This is a genomic window from Cuspidothrix issatschenkoi CHARLIE-1 (assembly GCF_002934005.1).
Lineage (GTDB): Bacteria > Cyanobacteriota > Cyanobacteriia > Cyanobacteriales > Nostocaceae > Cuspidothrix > Cuspidothrix issatschenkoi.
Window position 1 is genome coordinate 42,113 of the sequence record NZ_PGEM01000038.1, and the last position, 20,651, is coordinate 62,763.

Sequence of the window (20,651 nt, forward strand, 5' to 3'; positions counted from 1 at the left end):
TATTTAATGTGAAAAATTTCATTTATTTGGTAGAGTTCTATATATTTATCTACCCATGGGTTGAAGTTTGGAGAACTTAACAATGATATTAGAAAACTCAGTTACTTCCGGAGATTTTAAGAATACAGCAGATACAGGATTAATAATGTCTAGCACCCGATGGCTAGTAGATCATTATAAAGCTAAAGAAAAATATCGTCTGCAAATGGTTGAAGATTTGAATTTACAACCTGGCAGTATTGTTTTAGATGTAGGTACTGGGCCTGGTTTATGGTCAAATCAATTGGCCAAAAAAGTTGCTCCCCATGGAAAAATCATCGGCATTGATTTATCTTTAGATGCTCTCAATTATGCTAAGAGTAATTTAGAAAATTATGATCATCAAGATATTATAGAATATGCACAGGCAGATTTTTTTAATATGCCTTATGCTGATGAAACATTTGATTTTGTTTTTTGTGCCAACAGTCAGATGTATTTCACTGATGATCAAAAAGAACAATTATTAAAAGAGCAAAAACGAGTTCTGAAAATAGGTGGCAGAATCGCATCTAAAGAATATGATGGAGAAACTATTATTCTTTATCCAATTCCTACAGAATTGTGGTTCAAACTGAAAAATGCAGTCTGTCAGGTCTTATTTGCAAGAGCCGAAAAAGATTACTATGATGAATATGTAGCTCGCAAAGAAAGGACATTATTCTTTAAAATAGGATTAAAGGATATTGCTACTATAGCTTATCCTGTACAAATGTTTGCACCCTTATCATCCCATCAAAAAAACTATATTGCCCAAGAAAGTCAGTGGTTTATCAAAACAGCTTCTCCTTATTTAAGTAAGTCAGAAATTTTGCAACTTGAATCTTATTTTGATCCTGATTCCAGTGAATATATTCTTGATAAAGAAGATTTCTCTTATTTAATGGTGGAATTTATGTCAATTGGAACTAAGACTGCGTAGAGAAATACGGCAGGGAATAGGGTGGGGAATGGGTTTCAAAATATAAATCATTTGGTGTTTTATCAATGCAAAAAATTATTCAGTTCTTCTTGGTATTACTACTTTGCTTTTTTCTGAATGTTGCAAACGCTCATGCAAATCAAGTCACCGATTTGCCAAACATCAAACTTACCAATAATGCTCAAATTGATTTTAATGCGAGAAAATTTATAGATGCCTATTTGCAAATTTGGAATGATCAAGCGGTGGAGGAAGCTGATAATTATTATACGAAAGATGTGATCTATAGAGACATAGCATTGGATACAACTAATAAAGGTATTAAAGAACTAAAACAGTTCATGCAGGAGCAATTTCAATCTATACCTGATATGAAATTCAAAACTCTTGATGTAGTAGTAGAAAGCCCAGAAAAAATGGCTGTTGTCTGGTTAATGACAGGAAGCGAAAATGGTCAACCGTTTGAGACGGAAGGAGTTTCTGTTATGGAATTAAAAGAAGGTAAAGTTTTCCAGAATACAGACTATTACCATTAATATATGTGGGTATCTATAGGACTCCTATTTGATTTTTGAACGGGATTTTTTTTTACGATAGCGAAGCGTGGCGTTAGCCATACCACAGAGATCACAGAGGAAGAAAAAGGGGCAAAATCTTCACATCTTATTTAGGAAATGACTCCTGTGAACTTTTAAAAAATTAACTCTACCTACTTTCAAGAAATCAAAATACACGGCAAAAAAAAGAACTTTTGATTTTATATAATTCTTGCGGGCAAGATGCCCGCACCACAAGAAATAACAATATCAGGATTATTGGATCTAGCTGCGTAACAATTGAATTATTTTTGAATAATTCCTGATCCTGCGTATCCCATCCCCTCATGGAGTAGCCTAGCTGCTAAAATTGCGGTCTGATTATTTACATCCCGGTTTGGATTTAACTCAACTACATCCATCCCCACCAAGTTCCACCGCGCTTGCTGAATCAGATTTAATACCTGTCGTGAACTCAAACCACCGGGAACAGGATGGGAAACTCCAGGAGCAAAAGCTGGATCTAAACCATCTAAATCAATTGTGAGGTATACTGGTGCGCCTGTGGGAATATGTAACAAAGATGGTAATTTTTCGCTTAATTCCCGTGCTGGTAGTAAATGTAGGCGATTCCTAAACTTATTAACTACCTCTTTTTGCACTCTATTCATAGTGCGAATTCCTATTTGGGTAATAGAGGCAATATGCTCGTATTCTAGTAACCGTGATGCCACACAAGCATGAGAATAGGGATTACCACCCAACTCTGGATAAATGTCAGGATGTGCATCAATTTGGACGATATGAACTGGCTGATCTAAGACATCCAAAGCTGTAGCAATGGGAATTGTCACCGCATGATCTCCACCGGCAAAAAAGGGGATTTTCCCGTCACGAAATAGAGACTGCGCCTTTTCATAATAGCTCTGTGCCGTTAATTCTCCAGAACTTTTTGGTAGCCAGTTACCCAGATCAACGACAGCCTTGGCTAGATCAATACCGGACTCGGTTGTACTGTTGTAACAATAGCCATCATAAGCATAACGGATTTTATCTGGCGCTTGAGCGCAGCCTTGAAGGTAAGAAGATTGCTGATCATCTGGCAATCCTACAAATACTAATTTACTGTTTTTTTGACTTTCGGAATCAGTCGTAAAACAACCACCAAAAGGAATAACTGCTTGAGAAATTTTCATAAGTACCTCAAAGGAAAATTAAAAATTTTAAAAGTATGTTCTACAAACTTTTTAGATAATAATAAATAATTGCTTGACTAAAGATGTTGTTGATTAGATGCAGGATATTTAAAATATTGTGGGACAGGCAAGATGCCTGTCCAAATTAAGAGATTGAATGGAATTTACCGTTATGAACGATTATGGTTTGGCGTTCCAAATCTCTCTAGCAATCTTCCATTTTCCCTGCTCTTTCCGCATTAACCATAGTACGCGGAACTTGGCATTTATGGTAGGACTACCATCTTTTGGGGAAATTTTAGCCACAGAAGTACCAATAATATAAGCAAAATTGCCCATAACTTTGATTTCGTCTGCGGTCAAAACGGCATCAATATTAACAGCACTGGCCTGGTTGGCAAAAGCTTCACCAATGTCTTTGGGGCCAACTTTATCCAGTCCTCCGGGTGGTATCCATACTGCATCTTTAGTGAACAGGGTCATATAAGTATTTACATCTCCTGTTTTGAGGTTCGTAGCATAGGTTTTTTCAAAGAGCATTTTGATCTTATCTGCATCTTTACTACCAGCTTTATAAGCAATAGCTTCAGCTTTACTATGAGTTGATGCCAATGCTCGGCTGTTAGATCCTATGATTAAATTTGCTTCTCCAAAAATTGATATTGGAGTGATAATTGTTAACAGACCTAATTTTGTAAAATTAGACCCCAAAAATTTATTAAGCATATATTTTTCCTCAATTGTGATGGCTAGACTTAATCATTAAAAATGAGAAGATCCCCTGATGGGGATCTGGAATTAGCTATTTTTTAACCTCTGACAATGGCATCAACACCATCCCAATAGGCTTCTAATAGGTCCAGATATTTATTGATGCCATCTTCAAACAAATCTCTACCTTGCTTGTTCACTACATAGGGTGCGATCGCATTAAAGGCATTATTACTGTGACTAATTTCCACATTCATGTGCATTAACCAATGCTTTCTCACATACTTATCATAGCCTTGGTTTTCTAAGGCATCATTGAATTGTACTGCTAAAACTGCTGACATAGTTTCATCAGCATATAATGCCCCTAAATTTCTTTCAATGGGAGGTTCACTATAAAGTTTTTTTGCTCCCTCATTGATAGCTACCGTGCTGGGTAAACATTGGTAATTATCAATGTCATAGTTAGTAATACCCATAGCATTAAGTTGCTCACGGAAGAGGGTTTCATGGGTTACTTTTCCAGCTACTTCATCATAAACATTGAGGATAATCTCCTTCAATATATTATAATCGCGAGTATTCAATGCCATACTCGTAATGTAGAAAGGTTCGTATTGGAAGTAGTACCAAGTTTCCAGATAGAATTTCTTTTCCTGTTCTTTAGTAAATGCGTTTTTCCGGTAGTAGTTAAGGAGAGGATGTTCTACCGCACGATGATTGAGAATATACTTCATCTGGTAGTTTAGATAATCTTTTATTTCTTGTTCGTTGATATCTAAACGCTGACGCATCGTGGGATCTTGTACTTTCTCAAACTCTTCTATCTGCAAAGCTCTCATGGGACTATCTCCTATACAGTTATGAATTAATTTTGGGAGGGATTTTCATTCGTAGTTAGCTATAAGTACCGGCTTCTACTTCTTCCTCTGCCCACCAACGATCATTACCATTCAAGTTTCTTTTCTTATCATCCATGCATCCCCAAGTCATGTTGAGCATGATTCGTGTAGCATCACGATTTAAGGGGACTGTACGATGTAAAGTAGTGTCGGATTTCAGTAAGTAAATATCACCACTCACAAATCCATAGGTGCTAATAGGATTCTCACATAGATATTCATGAATTCTGGGATTAGTTTTGTTCCAGCTAGTATGAGGAACACATTGCAACATACCACCATACTCAATGGGTGGAGTTTCCAAAATCCAGATTAGTGCATAACGGTAATCTCCCCAGTGCCAACCGTGGGTATCTCCGCTTTTTTCATGTCTAGTAATCAAAAATTCTTCATCTTTAGATGGACAAGGTAAGAAAGGCTCACCAGCCAATTTTTCTAGAATGTTTAGCAGTGCTTCTGATTTATATATGGTATTAACGAACTCACTACTGGCGGCAATATTTTCACTAGTAACTACACTCATATTTCTAGGTGTATTTCCAGTAGTTGCTAATTTTAAATCACGTCGTTCTGAGTACAATTCTAATAGTCTGAGAGCCTCTTGTTTCATCTCTTGGCGGATTTTCCAAGGCATAATATCAGCAACTTTGATAAATCCATCCCGTTTGAACTGATGAGCTAAAAATGTTAAGGATGATTCAGAAAAATTGGTAGCAATATTTTCTGCAATTTCTTGTTCCCAAAAGTTGACTTTTGTAGCAGTTGTCATTTGAGCCTATGCGTAAATCTACATAACAGAATCTACCTTATAGTTTTTCTTGCCAACTATCAAAATTCCTCAATATTTTTTAACATTTAACAATAGTATATAAATACTATACCAATCGTGAGGAAATACGTAGATAAAAATTCTTGTTTTATAAGCATTTGAGCCTTTTTGAACTCTCACGTATCATTTAGGATTGCTATAGGACTTACGCATTGATAGAACCAACAAAATATGAAGTGTGGATTTCGGGCATTTGAACGTGATTTTTTGATGATTTTTGAGGGAATTGCTTGCAGCAGCGCTTCCCTATCGCTATTAAGCGGCAGTTAATCGCCAAAAGCCTGAAAAAACAGATTTTCGTTCACTCACATCATGGTGAATTTGTACAGTGGGTAAGTCATATAATTTTACATTTTTTTGAAGGCTTGATCTGACAATCAATTAAGCAGAAATTGACAATTATAAACCAGGAAGTTTTACAGCCCGTCGTTTGACTAATCTCTGTGAAGCAAATGAGAATTAGAGAGGATACTTGTACTGTTTCCCCAATTGTTGTAGAGAGAACACCAGATGAAAAAGATTATCTCAGTATTATTGTTAGGCATTGCTATCTTAACCTTTGCCTTCAGTGATATGGCTTTAGCAGTAGATGGAGCAGCATTATTTAGTGCTAATTGCGCTCAATGTCATGCTAGGGGTAAAAATTTAGTCAACCCTTCTAAAAGCTTGAAAAAAACAGATTTGGAAAAGTACGAGATGTACTCATCTGAAGCCATTATTGCTCAAATTACTAAAGGTAAAGGTGCGATGCCGGCTTTTGGTAAGAAGTTGAAGGCAGATGAAATACAAGGTATCGCTGCTTATGTACTAGAACAAGCTGAGAAGGGCTGGAAGAAGTAAGTTGATACTCTACAAGTTATGAGTCTGACTTTGGGTTAGATTTAGATACATTTCGCTAGAGACGTTCCAGTGGAACGTCTCTAGATTATTGTGCCGAGATATTTTTACATCTATGGGGTACTATCAGCACCAAAGGCGATTCTGATTACCCAAAATATCATTAAAGTGGCGATCGCTAACCAATCTCCTAATCTTAATTTTAACTCTTGCCATCTAACTCGATGTTCATTGGGACTGGTAAAACCTCTCACCATCATTGCATTTGCCATTTGTTCTGCCCGCAGGAGGAGATTTTCTAATAATCTCTCTGTGACAATTAACCAAACTTTCGCGCCTCCTTTTAATCCTAGCTTTTTCCAATTAATTGCCCTCGTCATCACAGAACGCACTAGATTTTGAATTTCTTCTAAAACTAAAGGAATAAATCGCAAGGACAACGTTAAGGTTAAAGTTAGTTCTGTCACGGGAATATTCAAGCTGCGTAAAGGCTGCATTAAACTTTCCATTCCCGATGTAATTTCTTCTGGTGCGGTGGTAAGTAAATATAAATTAGTGCTATAGATTAATGTAAAAACTATTGTACTCAAGCTAATTGCTAAATCCAAGGAACGACGAGTTACTTTGACAAATCCTTGATGAACTAGCACATATTTATATTTTTTATTACTATGGGCAATTTTTGGTGTGATTTGAGTATTTTTATCAGTAATTGGTTGGGTGAGGATTCTTTCGTTTGCGGGTAAGCGGGATTGATAATTTACCCCTAAGCCATCAGGACTAATGGCAGTAATTACTAAAACTAAAGATGATAGTATTAATAGCCAACCCATTTGTTGTCGCCATACTCTGAGGGGAATTTTAGCAAAGAGAGTAAAAATAATTAGCAGTAATACTAGAAAAACTCGCCAATAATTATTAGCAATAATGTAGCTACTTAGAAAACTCAATAACCAAATTAATTTAACTCGCGGATCGAGTTTATGTAACCAAGTTTGCGGTTCTTCTAGATAAAGTCCCAGGGGGAGCGATCGCAATAAATCCATTTTTTGTGGGTTGTCAGTTGTCAAAAAATTTTAGATTTTAGATTAGGAAAGAGATTTTTGATTTTTCCATAGTTCCAAATAGTTGCTTAAAACTAAGTTTTAACTATGGAATCATTCAATCCAAAATCCAAAATTTAAAATCTAAAATTCCGTCAGTTTTCTATTTTACACGAGTTGCTCGATTCAAATTACCAACTTCCATGTCTCGAACTTTCTTACTCCGCCAAAATAGCCGAATTGGTGTACCTTGAAAGCCTAAATGTTTGCGGAATTGTCTTTCAATGTAGCGGCGATAGTTTTCATTAAACCGGGCAGCATCATTGACAAATAAAGCAATAGAAGGGGGCTGAACACTCACTTGAGTACCATAGTAAATTCTACCTTGACGGCCGCCCCGTGATGTTGGTGGTGAATGCCAACTAACAGCATCTTCTAGAACTTCATTAATAACTGATGTACTAACACGGCGTTTATGAGACTCAGCAGCTTGATTTACCAATTCTAAAATCTTTTCTACCCGCAATCCTGTTACTGCACTGACAAAAATAGTATCTGCCCATTCAGTGAAGTGTAAGCGTGATTCTAAATCTTTTTCGTGGTCATAGATGGTGTAAGAGTCTTTTTCAACAGCATCCCACTTATTCACAACAACTACACAAGCGCGACCTTCTTCTAAAACCCGACCTGCTAGTTTTTGATCTTGCTCAGTGACACCATCTATGGCATCAATTACTAATAAAACTACATCAGCCCGACGGATAGCTTTAAAAGCGCGGTTAATACTGAAAAATTCCGTTCCGTATTCTATATGTTTCTTTTTGCGAATCCCGGCGGTATCAATCAACCTGTAGGTTTGTCCATCTCGTTCAACTATAGTATCAATGGTATCTCTGGTTGTTCCAGAAATAGGACTGACAATAGCTCGATTTTCACCAACGAAAGCATTTAGCAAACTGGATTTACCTACATTTGGTCTACCAATAATGGCGACTTTAATTTCAGGATTTTCCTCTGCTTCTGCTGCATAAGGAATGTGATTAATTAACTCATCCAGAATTTCCCCAGTCCCACTACCATGAATGGCAGAAATGGGGTAAGGTTCACCTAGTCCTAATTCCCAAAATTCCGCCGCTTGAATGATCCCTTGATCTGGAGATTCACATTTATTCACCGCCAGTAATACGGGTAATGGTTGCTGACGTAACCATTCAGCTATTTCTTGATCTGCGGGTAAAAGACCTGCTTGGCCATCTACTACGAAAATAGCAGCACAGGCTTCTGCAAGAGCTGTTAAAGCCTGTTGACGAATCAAAGGGAGAAATTCGGTGTCATCGTTAAAAACTAAGCCACCTGTGTCTACTACCACAAATTCCCGATCATTCCAAAAAGCTGGACGGTAAGTGCGATCGCGTGTTACCCCTGGTTCATCGTGAACTATGGCGGTTTGATCTCCGGCCAGACGATTTACAAAGGTGGATTTGCCCACGTTGGGGCGACCGATAATTGCTACAATTGGCAAGGCCATAAATTCGATTTTCTTCGTGCTGAGTGTGTAGGTGTGCTGAGTTTTGTTTTGTCCTACGTTCTTCACCCAGCACTATTTGACAGAACTACTAATTATATCATGTTTTGCAAAGTTTAATTCACTGTTGGGAGGTGGTTTACTCTCAAGGTATTTTTTTTAGTGAACCACGAAGACACGAAGAACACGAAGGAAGAGGAAAGGTAGATGGGTACTCTTTCATGCTTTGTTCTGCGGAAATTGGCGTTTTAGGGCGGCAAAAAGGGGACAAGGGGCTGATGTTTGTAAGTTTTGGGGTTTACTCCAAGTAAAAGGGGCTTTTTGTGCCGCAGACATCCATAAAAGTTTTTTGGCTCTGGTCATGGCAACATATAATAAACGATATTCTTCGGCTATTTTTAGATATTTTGATTCTTCCCAAGCTTGCTGAATATTGGGTATGGGTTTGTGATGAAGTCCAGCACGAATTTGAGCGCGGGCTACTTCTGATAAGGTAAAATCTCCTAAAAATTGTCCTTGGGGTGGTATCCAAAATTTGCCGGGAATTAGGTTTTCGTGGAGAAATGGCAAAAATACATAATCCCAGTCTAACCCTTTGGCTTTGTGCATGGTGATAATTGTTAATTGCCCCTCTTTAGTATATTGTTTTTCTACATCTTCTGGTTCTACGGATTCAAATCTTTCGGAACTGACAATTTCACTTAAAGCTGATATCATCGCTCCCATAGAACTATTACCAAAAATTTGTTGATTGACTCTTTCTGCAAGTTTATCAGCAGTAGCTAATTCGGCTTGATCATATTTTAATGTTAAGGCAAAAAAGGAAATTATTTGATAATAAGGCAGTTCTAAATAAGCGCGGAGTAAACTACGGCAAAGATGAGCCGCTTTTTGCACTGTTTCAGTTTGGGGTGTAGTTAAAGGACTGGGATATAAAAATTCTTCTGGTAAACTAGCCAGAGTGTTAATATCTTGGGTAGGAATCAATTGACGTTCAACTAATACATCTAAAGTAGCTTTGAGATAATCGGGAGAATGGGGGCGATCGCAAAATTGCAATAATGATAAAATCTCTTGAGGAACATGAGAACGGCGTTCTCTTTCTCCCACATCATAAAGTTTAATTTTGTGTTCTTTACATACTGTTTCTAAAGCACTTACTAACCATCTACCTTGGCGATTTTCCCTGACTAATATGGCTGCACTAGCTTGGGTATTTTCTGTAAATAATTCAATTATTCTTTGAGAAATTAAGGTGACAGTATGATAAATATCTGTAGGTGTATATATTTCTAATCCTTTTCCTACTGGTTCAGGGTTTTTTTGACTATCACCAATATCAAGGAGAGAAATTTGCTGATCTAAAAATAGTTTTTCTCCATGTTTACTTTTAGCAAAAGGCTGATTATTTACCCATGCTAAAGCAAAATTAGCAGCATCAATAATTATTTGGTTACTTCGCCCCGCTTGATACATTTTTGCGAGTTTATTTTTCTGTTCACAATTTTCACAAAATTGCCGAAAATAAATCGGATCGGCCGGGGTAAAAGTAGAATTAATAGCTTGATTAGGATCACCAACACGAATTAAGTTTAGACCAGATTCTTGTTCGGCTAATATTTCTAATAACTTTGTTTGTAAAGGACTAGAATCTTGGGCTTCATCTTCAAAAACTGCAAGGATTTTATTTTTTTCAATCTCACGGGTACTGGGATTTTCTAAAACTTTTAAAGCTCCTAAAATCATATCATCATAATCTATAAAATCCTGGGTTTGCATTAAGTTTTTATATTCTGTATACAAACCGGCAGCTATTTTTAAGATTTGATATTTATTGGGATTTTTTTCACTCCATTTTAATAAGTCTTCTGGTGATATGTCTGAACTTTTGGCTTCATGAATAACTGTATAAGCTAAATCTGGTAAAATTTCTGTTCTCAGTACAGATTGACGACGCAGTTTTTCTGTTTCTTCTCCATCAAATTCTTTTCCTGCAAGTAAGTTTAAATAAAGTTCTGGATGATGATAAATCCATTTTTCTACAGCAGTGCGGATAAATTTATGACTTTGATTCGGTGTGATTAAAGTCGCATTTTCTAAGTCTAAACCTGATAAATTGGGATGACGACTAGCAATAATTAAAGCTAAACCATGTAAGGTATAAACAGCAAATCCCGTTTGTGGTAAAGATAATTTTTTTAAATTTTCCCGAATTTTAGATTTAATATTAGCAGTAGCAGAACGGGTAAAAGTAACAACTATTAACTGTTTATATTCCTTATTGCCTGTATTCAGATAATATTGATATTGTCGAGCAATAGCGATCGCTGCTGCTGCCGCCATTCCTGTAGATTTCCCCGCACCAGGCACAGCAGAAACCGCCAAGGGTCCCCATTGCCAATCCGCCATTTCTGTTTGTCCTGGGCGCAATTTAGCCCGAATCTCGGCAATATTTTCTTTTAATTTAGTAATCGGTGATGGTGGCAAAACTTCAGCAGTAATTTGGGACATATATTAGGAAATAGGGAATAGGGAATAAAAAAATGAATTATTTCTGCCGATGGTAAGAGTTTAGCAATGCTAACCCCCTACTCTTATTACTCACAAAAAAGCTTTTTCATTCAATCCTACATAATTAGAACTTACACACAAATCACGGAATAACGAACCACAGAGGCACGGAAAATCAGGGTTTCAGAGATATTTTGCGTAAGTCCATAAAACAAATATTCTGACTCCTGACTCCTAAATCCTTCCAGTACTAACTTTTCACAGGTGTACCGCAGGGATAGGTGGCTACTTTTTCTTTGCTACTATTACTAACTGGCTGATCTTTAGCGGCTAAATAATCTTTTCGCAATGTATTGAATAAGGCTTCTCGTTGATCATATAACCGTTTGAGAGGACGGGGTGAACATTGATTGAGTACATAAGCTGTCATCAGTGGCAGAGCAATTGTACTATCAGTATAACAAACGATGGTACTGGGCAATTCATCGGGGTCAATTTTACCCCAGCTTACAGCTTCGGCGGGAGTTGCACCAGACAAACCACCGGTATCAGGACGTGCATCAGTAAACTGTACAAAGAAATCATGTCCTCTTTCTTCTAATCCTAAAACCTCGTGAAGTTGCGGTTGTGTTTGTAATAAAAAGTTCTTAGGACTACCACCACCAATAATTACTGCTGCACTTGTACCGTCGTTTTCTCGCGCCCCATAGACAATGGCGGCCGTTTCATTTACGTCAATAGCAGGATCTATTACCAACTTAGAACCCTCCAACGCCAAAGCTGCCACATTCATACCAATGGAACTATCTCCAGGGGAAGAAGTATAAATAGGTACGCCACATTCATAAGCTGTGGCCAATAGGCAGGAATTTTTCACCCCCAATTGCTTTTCTATTTCCCAGACGCACTTACCTAGCAAATAATGAAATTCAGCCGTTCCCATGGGTTTTTGAAATGGTTCTGCCTGGAGAACTTTACGAATAAAAGCGTCGGTTTCTAGCAGTACATCGTAACCAAAAATAATATCATAAATTCTGATTGTCCCTTCTTCCCGCAATTTGACATCATCTAAAAAGGGACTACCGGCAAATAATTCAAAACCTAAACCATAGTGGATATCATGGTAAAGATTCGCACCAGTGCTAATCATCCAGTCAATAAAACCATTGCGAATTAAGGGCGCGAGGGCGGAAACCCCAAAACCTGCCGGTGTCATCGCCCCGGAAAGGCTAACGCCTACTGTTACACCTTCTTGAAATACATCATTACTCAACAGTTGACAAGCTTCTCGTAGCCGGGCTGAGTTGTAAGCAGTAAAATAGGTATCAATCAAGTCAACCACGCTAACATTGTTAGACATGGGGATAGGTGCAATTTTCTTACCTGGCTTTTGTGACATTTTTAAGAAATCCTGAATAGTAAATACCCTGAATATAATGTTATCGTATTCAAATGTACGGAAGTTGCTAAAATGTTATCAGGAAAACCCATGGCTAAGGCGTGAAAGTCTACTGAGGGATAACTGCTCCCATGATCCCTTTGAAGTAGAAAGTAAAGTCTAGTTTTGTCCAGATTTTATATAGCAGTAAAAGCCTAAAAAGAACAACGTGGCGTTACTCTGCGTAGAAGAAGCGATTACTAAGCCGTGCTATCTCTTCGAGACTCTACCGCAAACGCTATCGCACTTTTCATATTACAATAAAGTCATACCAGAGGATTAAGTCAGAAACCGATGCAAATGCTCACAGACATTTCTACTTTGATTGTTAGTACACCAGGTACTTGTGGTGGTCGTCTACGAATTGCTGACACTCGTATTACTGTTCAGTATATTGTCAATGAAATTAAATCTGGTATGACTCCAGAAGAAATTATTGAAGATAAACCTTATTTGACAATTGCAGGTATTTACACTGCGTTGGCTTATTATTATGCTAATAAGGAATCACTAGATATTGAATTTGCTCGATATCAAGAAGAATGTCAACAACTTGAATTAGAATATAAAGCAGGACATCTCTCGTGAATCGTATTTGCTTCTATTTGGATGAAGATACTATCAAAACGGCACTGATACAAGCATTGAAAAATGCTGATTTGGATGTTGTCACAGTTGCCGATGTTAAAAGATTGGGTTATGCCGATGAAGAACAACTAATTTGGGCAACAGAACAAAAGCGAGTAATTTATAGTTTCAATATCGGTGATTTTTGCAGATTACATCGTGATTTTATGGTTGAGGATAAAAGTCATACTGGAATAATTTTGGCTTCACAACAACAATACTCGATTGGTCAACAACTACGAGGATTATTGAAACTGGCTGCTGACAAGTCAGCCCAAGACATGGTTAACGAATTGATATTTCTTAGTGCTTATGTTTAAAAACTACTGAAAAAATAAATTCTATCAATTTTGAATGATTAAGATCGCTGCTAACAGAATTTATATCATTTTTAATCTAACATAGCAAAGACAGAAAAATTGTATCCGCTCAATAAATGGGGGCGGACTACCTATTCGGGAACGATTTTACGCCATTTGAGGCTTGTCATTAAACGATTTACCCCGGATTATTGAGCGGTTACGAAAAATTATACTCTATGCTCTTAGTTGTAACAGTTATTTATCAATAGGGTTTATGCAAGGAAACACACCAGAAGAATTAAATGCAGATCAAGAGATTGTCCGTTTAATTGATGAGGTAATATCATCATCCCAAACCGATGACAAGTATCGTCAGAAAATGCAGCGACGGAAAGAAGTTCAAGATGAACGAATAGCTAAAGCCATACCAGAAAAAGGGTTAATTATTGTCAATACTGGTCATGGTAAAGGTAAAACTACGGCCGCCTTGGGAATGGTTTTGCGATCGCTTGGTCATGGATACAAAGTAGCCATAGTTCAATTCATAAAAGGGGCATGGGAACCAGCCGAAAAACGCGCTTTTAGCTATTGGGAAGACCAACTAGAATTTCATGCTATGGGCGAAGGTTTTACCTGGGAAACCCAAGATCGTGATCGTGATCTTGATAAAGCCGCTGCTGCTTGGGAAAAATCCCTAGAATTTATTAAAAATCCCGATTTTAAATTAGTTCTATTAGATGAAATTAATATTGCCCTAAAATTAGGTTATTTAGAGGTTGAAGAAGTATTAACAGGTTTAGCCGAAAAACCACCAGACAAGCACGTAATTCTCACTGGTAGAGGTGCACCACCAGCATTAATTGAAAAAGCTGATCTAGTCACGGAAATGACATTAGTTAAACATCCTTTCCGAGATCAAGGTGTCAAAGCCCAAGCAGGAATTGAGTATTAATTTAATTAAAATCTTGTGGTGCGGGCATCTTGCACGCTAGAATTATGCAAATTCAAGACTCAAAAGCCACTTAATGGACAAAACACCAATTACTCTTTATAGACAAGGAAATGCTAATTCCCCCAGAATGGATAATGTTCGCCCTGATAAGGATATTGCTTGCTATGATAAAGACGGACAGGTGTGGGTTATGACCACGTTACCAGATGGAAAATCACCAGGAGGAATATCAACATCTGCTCATCCAGGTTATGGTAAAAATTGGTGGAAATTAGAAGCTGGAATGAAAATACCAGATCAAATAGAATTAGTTAATGACGATGATGATCATTGGTTGTGGAAACCCATTCAGAATATGCCATTGGATGATTACAAAGCAGCACTAAAAAAGATAGGCGCATACTTTTCTAAAGTTAATGAATAATAGTTACAATTATCACTGTAAGGAATTAGCTATGAATTTATCTTTCAAAGACATGAAGTTTATGATAGAAGCTGTTGATAATTTGATTGAAAAATACCAAACCAGAATCTATCAAATTGAGGACTTAGAGGAATATGAAGATGAAGTTTCTGATCTAGGCAATGACATAATGTTTTTATCATCACTTCGTAAAAAAATAGATGCTAGTTTAAATGATAGTCTGAATCCGAAAATAGATACTACTGCTTTAACAAAATTTGTCAGTAGCGAGAGAAGAAATGTATTCAAAACCCCAAAAATACCCACCCCAAAAACCCCAAAATCAACAACAAAGGCATCAACCAATCTCCCCAACGTACATATAAAGTCTGAGTTTGACGAGGATAAATAGTTTCTGCATGGGTTTGGTAGGTGTTATATTCTGATTTCCAAATAGTTTGTCCATGGGGATCAACGAAAGCGGAATAGCCTGTATTTGTTGCCCTCACAGCCCATCTATCGGTTTCAATTGCCCGCATGATATCCTGGGCATGATGTTGATTTGCCATTGCTGGCGTATAATGGGCATCATTGGAAGAACTGAGAATAAATTGCCCACCCATAGAGGCTTGATAACGGAAGTTTTCCGCAAAAGCAGATTCGTAACAAATACCAATAATAACTTTACCAAAAGGAGTATCAAAAATTTGCTGGGCTTGACCGGGAACTTGATGGGCTTCTAGTGGTGATAAACGTTGAATAATTGCCCCAAAAATATTTTCAAAAGGAATATATTCTCCTAATGGCACAAGTTTAGATTTATCGTAACGACTGGTAATTTCTCCATTACCAAGGACAGTAAATAAACTATTTGTATAGCTAGTTCCTCTTTCCCCAAATGCACCTATCCAAGCTATGACACCTTTTTCTTTAATAGCATTTAATAAAGGAGTTGGGGATAAATCACGGGCGAAAATGGGTATGGCTGCTTCCGGTGTGAGAACGGCTTTTACATTTTGATCAGTTAGTTGTAAATATCCTTCTGTATAACCTGTAATTGCCCGTCGTAATCCTTGGGGGAGAACTTTAATTTTATTAGGAATATTGCCTTGAATAATGCCGATTTTTAAAGCTGTATCCTGGCTTTCTAGTAATGGTTGACTATAGAGAATAAAGCCAATAAAATGGGAGGTAATTAATAGTATGATAGCTAGGATTAAGTAAGAGTTAACGAACCGCAGAGGCGCGGAGGACGCAGAGGTTTTTGGATGGGGTCTTTGGGTCAGATATTCGGCAATTAAACCATTGAAGGCGACTATGACGGCTGTTACCGTATTCGGACCGGAAATTTGTCCTAAATGGAGGATTAGGAGATTATGTGGTGATTGGGTGTAAGCTAGAGAACTCCACCATAATGGTCCAGCACTCCAAAGGCTTTCTAAACCGCACCATAGGGTTGTACCTATGAGTATACGCAACCAAGGTTTTCCTCTATTTAGCCGCACCATCAAAGCCGCCCAAATAGTGACTAAAATTCCTCCCCATAGGCTAATAAATGCCCAACAAAATAGGGTAATAGCTAGACTTGGCAACCAGGGAACTCCTAACCAGTCCATCGGATGAATGCCTGTGATCCAGGATAGGGCAAGGCCATGATAACCGATACCCCAAATCAGGGCAGAGGGTAGGAGGCGAGGGACAGGATGATCTATTTTAGATGTATATTTAATAACTGTGATCCATAGAGGGGCAAGGGCAACCCAGGCTAAAAACCATGCACCAATGGGGGCAACGGTTGCCCCCATAAATATTCCACTGGCAAATATTAGTGTATAATGGATGATAGGATTTAAGTTTTTTTGGTGTTTAATTGCTGTTATACATTTAGACATTTCGTAAAAATTAAATATGCTTTTTCATAACTGAGTTTAGATCCCCGACTTCTTAGAGAAGTCGGGGATTTTGTTTCTTGTTAATTGTCTATTCTGCTTCTTCTAGTTCGCCATTATCATCACTGTCGGGGGGAACAATTGCCACTCCGGTAATAGCATCATCTTCATCTAGACGTTGCACTCTCACGCCGGTGGCTGATCTGGACTGGATGGAAATGGCATTCACAGCTTGCCGAATAATGATACCACGATTGGTGGCCATCATGATTTCTTCGTCGCTGTTGACAATTCGCAGAGTGGCTAATTTGTCTTTGGTTTTGCGGTTTTTGAATTTGGTGGCCATTAAACCTTGACCAGCGCGGTTTTGGAGTCGGAATTGGGAAACGGGAACACGCTTACCATAACCGCCCATGGTAATGACTAATACCCAGGGTCCAGTGCTGTTGGTGTTAGCAGCTTCTGTGGGTTCTTCTGTATTTTCGATGTCTGCGGTTTCTAGGGTTTCTTCAATTTCTGCGGTTTCTTCGATGTCCCCTTCTGTACCTGTGTCTAAGGTGTCGAGAATGGCTGCCGGGAGGATATCCATACCGATGAGTTCATCTTTATCCTTGAGTTTCATGGATTTTACGCCACGGGTAGCCCTACCGAGGGGACGCAGTTGTTCATGGGTACAACGGAAGTGAATGGCCATCCCTTGACGTGAACCGATGATGATGCTGTCTTCTACTCTAGCCCTTCTGACCCAGCGTAGTTGATCGCCTTCTTCTAGGGAGATGGCAATTAAACCGTTGGCGCGGATATTGCTAAATGCTTCTAGGACGGTTTTTTTAATGTTACCGCCTTTGGTAAGCATCACTAGATATTCTTCGCTGCTAAATTCGTCTACGGGGACAATGGAGGTAATTTTTTCTTCTTTGGGAATGGGCAACATTTGCACTATGGGTGTGCCGCGACTAGTGCGAGAACCGACAGGAATTTGATAGGCTTTGAGTGAGTAGACGACTCCGCGATCGCTAAAGAAGAGAATACTATCATGGTCACAGCAGGTTAAAAAATGCTCGATGGTATCATCATCTTTAACTTTCGCCCCCGCTTTGCCTCTGGTAGCACGGCTTTGGGCTTCAAAGGTGTTGACGGGCATCCGTTTGATGTAACCTTGTTCAGTGAGGAGGATAATTGCTTTTTCATTGGCAATTAGGTCAATATCATCTATATCTCCTTCCCCATGGGTAATTACTGTCCGTCGGGGTGTAGCAAAGCTAGTTTTAATCTGGGCTATTTCGTTTTCAATGATTTCTAGCACCCGTTCCCGTCTGGCGAGAATATCCATTAAGTCAGCAATTTTAACTTGCAATTCTTCGTGTTCCAGGCGAATTTTATCAGCTTCTAAGGCTGTTAACCGCCGCAGTTGCATTTGCAAAATTGCGTCTGCTTGCACTTCTGACAGTCCGTAAGTGGTAATTAACTCACCTTTGGCTGTGGGTGCGTCCGGTGCATGACGAATTAAAACAATAATTGCATCTAATTGGGACAGGGCAATTAATAAACCTTGCAGGAGGTGATCTCGTTCTTCTGCTTTGCGAAGTTCGTAGCGGGTACGGCGTTCAATGCAAAGAATACGGAAGTCGAGGAAAACGCTGAGGAATTGTTTGATGGCGAGGGTGTGGGGTTCACCGTTGACTAATGCCAACATATTCGCCCCGAAGTTGGACTGGAGGGGGGTTTGTTTATAAAGATTGTTTAAAACGACACGGGGATAGGCATCCCGTTTTAATTCTATGACAATTCGCATCCCGTCCCGATCGCTCTCGTCCCGGATATCTGCAATCCCCTCTATTTTCTTATCATTCACCAACTCGGCAATTTTTTCAATTAATGCCGCTTTGTTGGTTTGGTAGGGTAATTCGGTAATGATAATTGCTTCCCGATCTGGGCGGTTGCGTTGTTCAATGGTTTCAATATTGGCTACACCACGCATGGTAATTGAACCGCGCCCTGTGGTGTAAGCTTCTTTAATGCCACTGACTCCCAAAATCTGCGCCCCGGTGGGAAAGTCGGGTCCGTGAATATACTGCATTAACTGAAGATCAGTTATTTCAGGATTATGAATTAGTGCGACTAACCCATCAATTAATTCTCCCAAGTTGTGGGGAGGAATATTGGTGGCCATTCCCACAGCAATTCCTGAAGAACCATTTAGCAATAGTTGGGGAATGCGGGAAGGTAAAACCGTGGGTTCTTGTTGCGAACCGTCGAAGTTATCCGCAAAGTCTACAGTTTCAGCTTCAATATCTTGGAGGAGGGCAAGACTAGTTAAAGCGTGCAAACGACATTCTGTGTACCGCATTGCTGCCGGCGGATCATTATCTACCGAACCAAAGTTCCCATGTCCACTGATGAGAGGCGATCGCATGGAAAAATCCTGCGCCATCCGCACCAGGGCATCATACACCGCCGTGTCACCGTGGGGGTGATATTTACCCAATACTTCCCCCACCACACGGGCGCATTTTCTAAAGGGGCGATCATGTAGTAAACCCAGTTCGTGCATGGCATACAGAATGCGACGATGCACAGGTTTGAGTCCATCCCTAGCATCTGGCAGCGCCCGACCTACAATAACGCTCATAGCGTATTCTAGATAAGATCGCGACATTTCACCTCGCAAATCCGTCGGGATAATCCTCTCCTGTGAGGTTGTCATAAACTCCAAAACTCCAAAAAAATCTAGATTTTAGCCTTCAACTTGACAAAAGACAAAATTATGTCAAATTAACTTTGAATAGTTGTCATATTTTTGCTATAATTCTAACATATTGTAACGCCATTAGCACAAATACTATTCAATCTGGGTAAATACTAAATTTACAACTTATATAAAAAGGCTAGATTCTTGAAAACAATCTACAAATATGATTGACTAATTGCGTCTAAAAACAATTATGGAATTTGAATTTGATCCCAATCAAAGCATCAGTAATAAAACTAAACATAACATTGATTTTATCCACTCATTCATATCCAAATCCATATCCCCGACTTCTTGTAAGTAGGGTGCGTCAGATATGAAAAATTTTGTTATTTACATAATTTATGCTGTCTGACGCACCCTAAAAATAATAGGGTTTTGATGCCCTCTAACCCCCAATTCTGAGGGAATAAGAATTTCAAAGTCCTCTAAGTTTAGGGGATTTAGGAGGCTAAATAATCACAAAACGAAGACAGAAAGGAAGACAAGAAGCTAAATTAAGAATGATTCCCGATTTAATATCATTCGGTTTAACTCCTGAACAAATTGGATTTGTTTTCAATTAGGGAATCAAAATCATTAGACTCTGTTCACCAAATCAGGGTTGCAGTTACATCTTGCGTAAGTCCTACAAATTAGAACCTAAAATCAAAATGTCATCTCAAGCAGGAGGATAACCAGCAGCAATTAAAGCTTCTTTAATAGCACTTTCTGTTAGTTGAGTTTCTACATTCACCAACTTAGTTTGAGGATCAGCATCCACAATAGCATTAGCATCAATAGACTTAACTGCATTAGTAATATTATTAGCACAAGCAGAACAAGCCATTCCCGGAACAGTGAGTTTAATGTTCATAAATCAAAAAATGAATCAGAAATTAAAGGAATAAAAATATTCCTCTTAATTAACTACTTTATCCGCAATAAAAGAGTAAGTAGGTGAACCGAAAAATTTAAAGGTATGTGAAGAAAAATAAAATCGCCCAAAACTCTCTTCGGTGTTCCCTGTTCCCTGTTCCCTTGCCCCAACGACAATTTTTAACGCTAACCTACTTATATCCTACATTTTCTTAATTGAAATGCTTATTACTCGATAAAGGTAACGAATTTGAATTAAGGCAAATATTCGCCCCAGTCGAAGCCTAGCCTATGAAGGTTTAGTAACGATTGATGCGATAGGATGTCAAAAAATACAGATATTAATATATAGAACTGCACAAAATAAATCCACTATCGA

General features: G+C 38.5%; 18 protein-coding genes. 7 read left to right on the plus strand and 11 right to left on the minus strand.

What is annotated here, in order from left to right; genetic code table 11:
• The first annotated feature begins 82 nt into the window (after positions 1 to 82).
• Together CUN59_RS06840 and CUN59_RS06845 are read left to right on the plus strand one after the other, a co-directional pair.
• Positions 83 to 961, plus strand: coding sequence for a class I SAM-dependent methyltransferase (locus CUN59_RS06840; RefSeq protein WP_104387129.1), 879 nt, complete (start codon positions 83 to 85; stop codon positions 959 to 961).
• A gap of 65 nt (positions 962 to 1,026) precedes the next feature.
• Positions 1,027 to 1,497, plus strand: coding sequence for an ester cyclase (locus tag CUN59_RS06845; protein WP_104387130.1), 471 nt, complete (start codon positions 1,027 to 1,029; stop codon positions 1,495 to 1,497).
• 305 nt (positions 1,498 to 1,802) lie between these two features.
• Here the strand turns inward: CUN59_RS06845 and speB are convergent, their stop codons facing one another.
• The 4 genes from speB to CUN59_RS06865 form a co-directional block, all read right to left on the minus strand.
• Positions 1,803 to 2,693, minus strand: coding sequence for an agmatinase (gene speB / locus CUN59_RS06850; RefSeq protein WP_104387131.1), 891 nt, complete (start codon positions 2,691 to 2,693; stop codon positions 1,803 to 1,805).
• Between the two features lie 180 nt (positions 2,694 to 2,873).
• Positions 2,874 to 3,419, minus strand: a complete 546-nt coding sequence (locus CUN59_RS06855) for a YybH family protein (RefSeq protein ID WP_104387132.1) — start codon at positions 3,417 to 3,419, stop codon at positions 2,874 to 2,876.
• A gap of 83 nt (positions 3,420 to 3,502) precedes the next feature.
• Positions 3,503 to 4,246 (minus strand): iron-containing redox enzyme family protein, encoded by a 744-nt coding sequence (locus CUN59_RS06860; RefSeq protein ID WP_104387133.1) that lies wholly within the window; start codon positions 4,244 to 4,246, stop codon positions 3,503 to 3,505.
• A gap of 55 nt (positions 4,247 to 4,301) precedes the next feature.
• Positions 4,302 to 5,075 carry a HalD/BesD family halogenase gene (locus CUN59_RS06865; RefSeq protein WP_104387134.1) on the minus strand — a complete coding sequence of 258 codons (774 nt, stop codon included), beginning with the start codon at positions 5,073 to 5,075 and terminating at the stop codon, positions 4,302 to 4,304.
• A gap of 570 nt (positions 5,076 to 5,645) precedes the next feature.
• Between CUN59_RS06865 and petJ the strand changes: the two genes are divergently transcribed.
• The gene (petJ, locus tag CUN59_RS06870; RefSeq protein ID WP_104387135.1) at positions 5,646 to 5,975 is read left to right on the plus strand and encodes a cytochrome c6 PetJ; all 330 of its coding nucleotides are present in this window, start codon (positions 5,646 to 5,648) and stop codon (positions 5,973 to 5,975) included.
• A 110-nt stretch (positions 5,976 to 6,085) separates the two neighbouring features.
• Here the strand turns inward: petJ and CUN59_RS06875 are convergent, their stop codons facing one another.
• The 4 genes from CUN59_RS06875 to CUN59_RS06890 all read right to left on the minus strand — a co-directional run bounded on the left by CUN59_RS06875 (position 6,086) and on the right by CUN59_RS06890 (position 12,450).
• Entirely contained in the window at positions 6,086 to 7,018 is a 933-nt protein-coding gene (locus tag CUN59_RS06875) for an energy-coupling factor transporter transmembrane component T family protein (RefSeq protein ID WP_104387136.1), read from the minus strand.
• A gap of 160 nt (positions 7,019 to 7,178) precedes the next feature.
• Positions 7,179 to 8,543 carry a ribosome biogenesis GTPase Der gene (gene der, locus CUN59_RS06880; RefSeq protein ID WP_104387137.1) on the minus strand — a complete coding sequence of 455 codons (1,365 nt, stop codon included), beginning with the start codon at positions 8,541 to 8,543 and terminating at the stop codon, positions 7,179 to 7,181.
• A gap of 216 nt (positions 8,544 to 8,759) precedes the next feature.
• Positions 8,760 to 11,051, minus strand: coding sequence for an ATP-dependent helicase (locus CUN59_RS06885; protein WP_104387138.1), 2,292 nt, complete (start codon positions 11,049 to 11,051; stop codon positions 8,760 to 8,762).
• Positions 11,052 to 11,301: 250 nt separating this feature from the next.
• Complete coding sequence (locus tag CUN59_RS06890) at positions 11,302 to 12,450, minus strand: homospermidine biosynthesis protein (RefSeq protein ID WP_104387139.1); 1,149 nt, start codon at positions 12,448 to 12,450, stop codon at positions 11,302 to 11,304.
• Positions 12,451 to 12,783: 333 nt separating this feature from the next.
• Between CUN59_RS06890 and CUN59_RS06895 the strand changes: the two genes are divergently transcribed.
• The 4 genes from CUN59_RS06895 to CUN59_RS06910 all read left to right on the plus strand — a co-directional run bounded on the left by CUN59_RS06895 (position 12,784) and on the right by CUN59_RS06910 (position 14,794).
• Entirely contained in the window at positions 12,784 to 13,077 is a 294-nt protein-coding gene (locus tag CUN59_RS06895) for a DUF433 domain-containing protein (protein WP_104387140.1), read from the plus strand.
• The gene (locus CUN59_RS06900) at positions 13,074 to 13,436 is read left to right on the plus strand and encodes a DUF5615 family PIN-like protein (RefSeq protein ID WP_104387141.1); all 363 of its coding nucleotides are present in this window, start codon (positions 13,074 to 13,076) and stop codon (positions 13,434 to 13,436) included. The genes CUN59_RS06895 and CUN59_RS06900 overlap by 4 nt, the downstream gene beginning before the upstream one ends.
• A 256-nt stretch (positions 13,437 to 13,692) precedes the next feature.
• Positions 13,693 to 14,370 (plus strand): cob(I)yrinic acid a,c-diamide adenosyltransferase, encoded by a 678-nt coding sequence (gene cobO / locus CUN59_RS06905; RefSeq protein ID WP_104387142.1) that lies wholly within the window; start codon positions 13,693 to 13,695, stop codon positions 14,368 to 14,370.
• Positions 14,371 to 14,443: 73 nt separating this feature from the next.
• Positions 14,444 to 14,794 (plus strand): Tse2 family ADP-ribosyltransferase toxin, encoded by a 351-nt coding sequence (locus tag CUN59_RS06910; protein ID WP_104387143.1) that lies wholly within the window; start codon positions 14,444 to 14,446, stop codon positions 14,792 to 14,794.
• 284 nt (positions 14,795 to 15,078) lie between these two features.
• Here CUN59_RS06910 and lnt read toward each other — a convergent pair whose 3' ends face one another.
• The 3 genes from lnt to CUN59_RS06925 all read right to left on the minus strand — a co-directional run bounded on the left by lnt (position 15,079) and on the right by CUN59_RS06925 (position 20,270).
• On the minus strand, positions 15,079 to 16,578 hold the full coding sequence (gene lnt, locus CUN59_RS06915; protein ID WP_438501805.1) for an apolipoprotein N-acyltransferase: 1,500 nt from the start codon (positions 16,576 to 16,578) through the stop codon (positions 15,079 to 15,081).
• Positions 16,579 to 16,753: 175 nt separating this feature from the next.
• Positions 16,754 to 19,369 (minus strand): DNA topoisomerase (ATP-hydrolyzing) subunit A, encoded by a 2,616-nt coding sequence (gene gyrA / locus CUN59_RS06920; protein ID WP_104387145.1) that lies wholly within the window; start codon positions 19,367 to 19,369, stop codon positions 16,754 to 16,756.
• A 706-nt stretch (positions 19,370 to 20,075) separates the two neighbouring features.
• On the minus strand, positions 20,076 to 20,270 hold the full coding sequence (locus CUN59_RS06925; RefSeq protein ID WP_104387146.1) for a heavy-metal-associated domain-containing protein: 195 nt from the start codon (positions 20,268 to 20,270) through the stop codon (positions 20,076 to 20,078).
• Positions 20,271 to 20,651 lie beyond the last annotated feature (381 nt).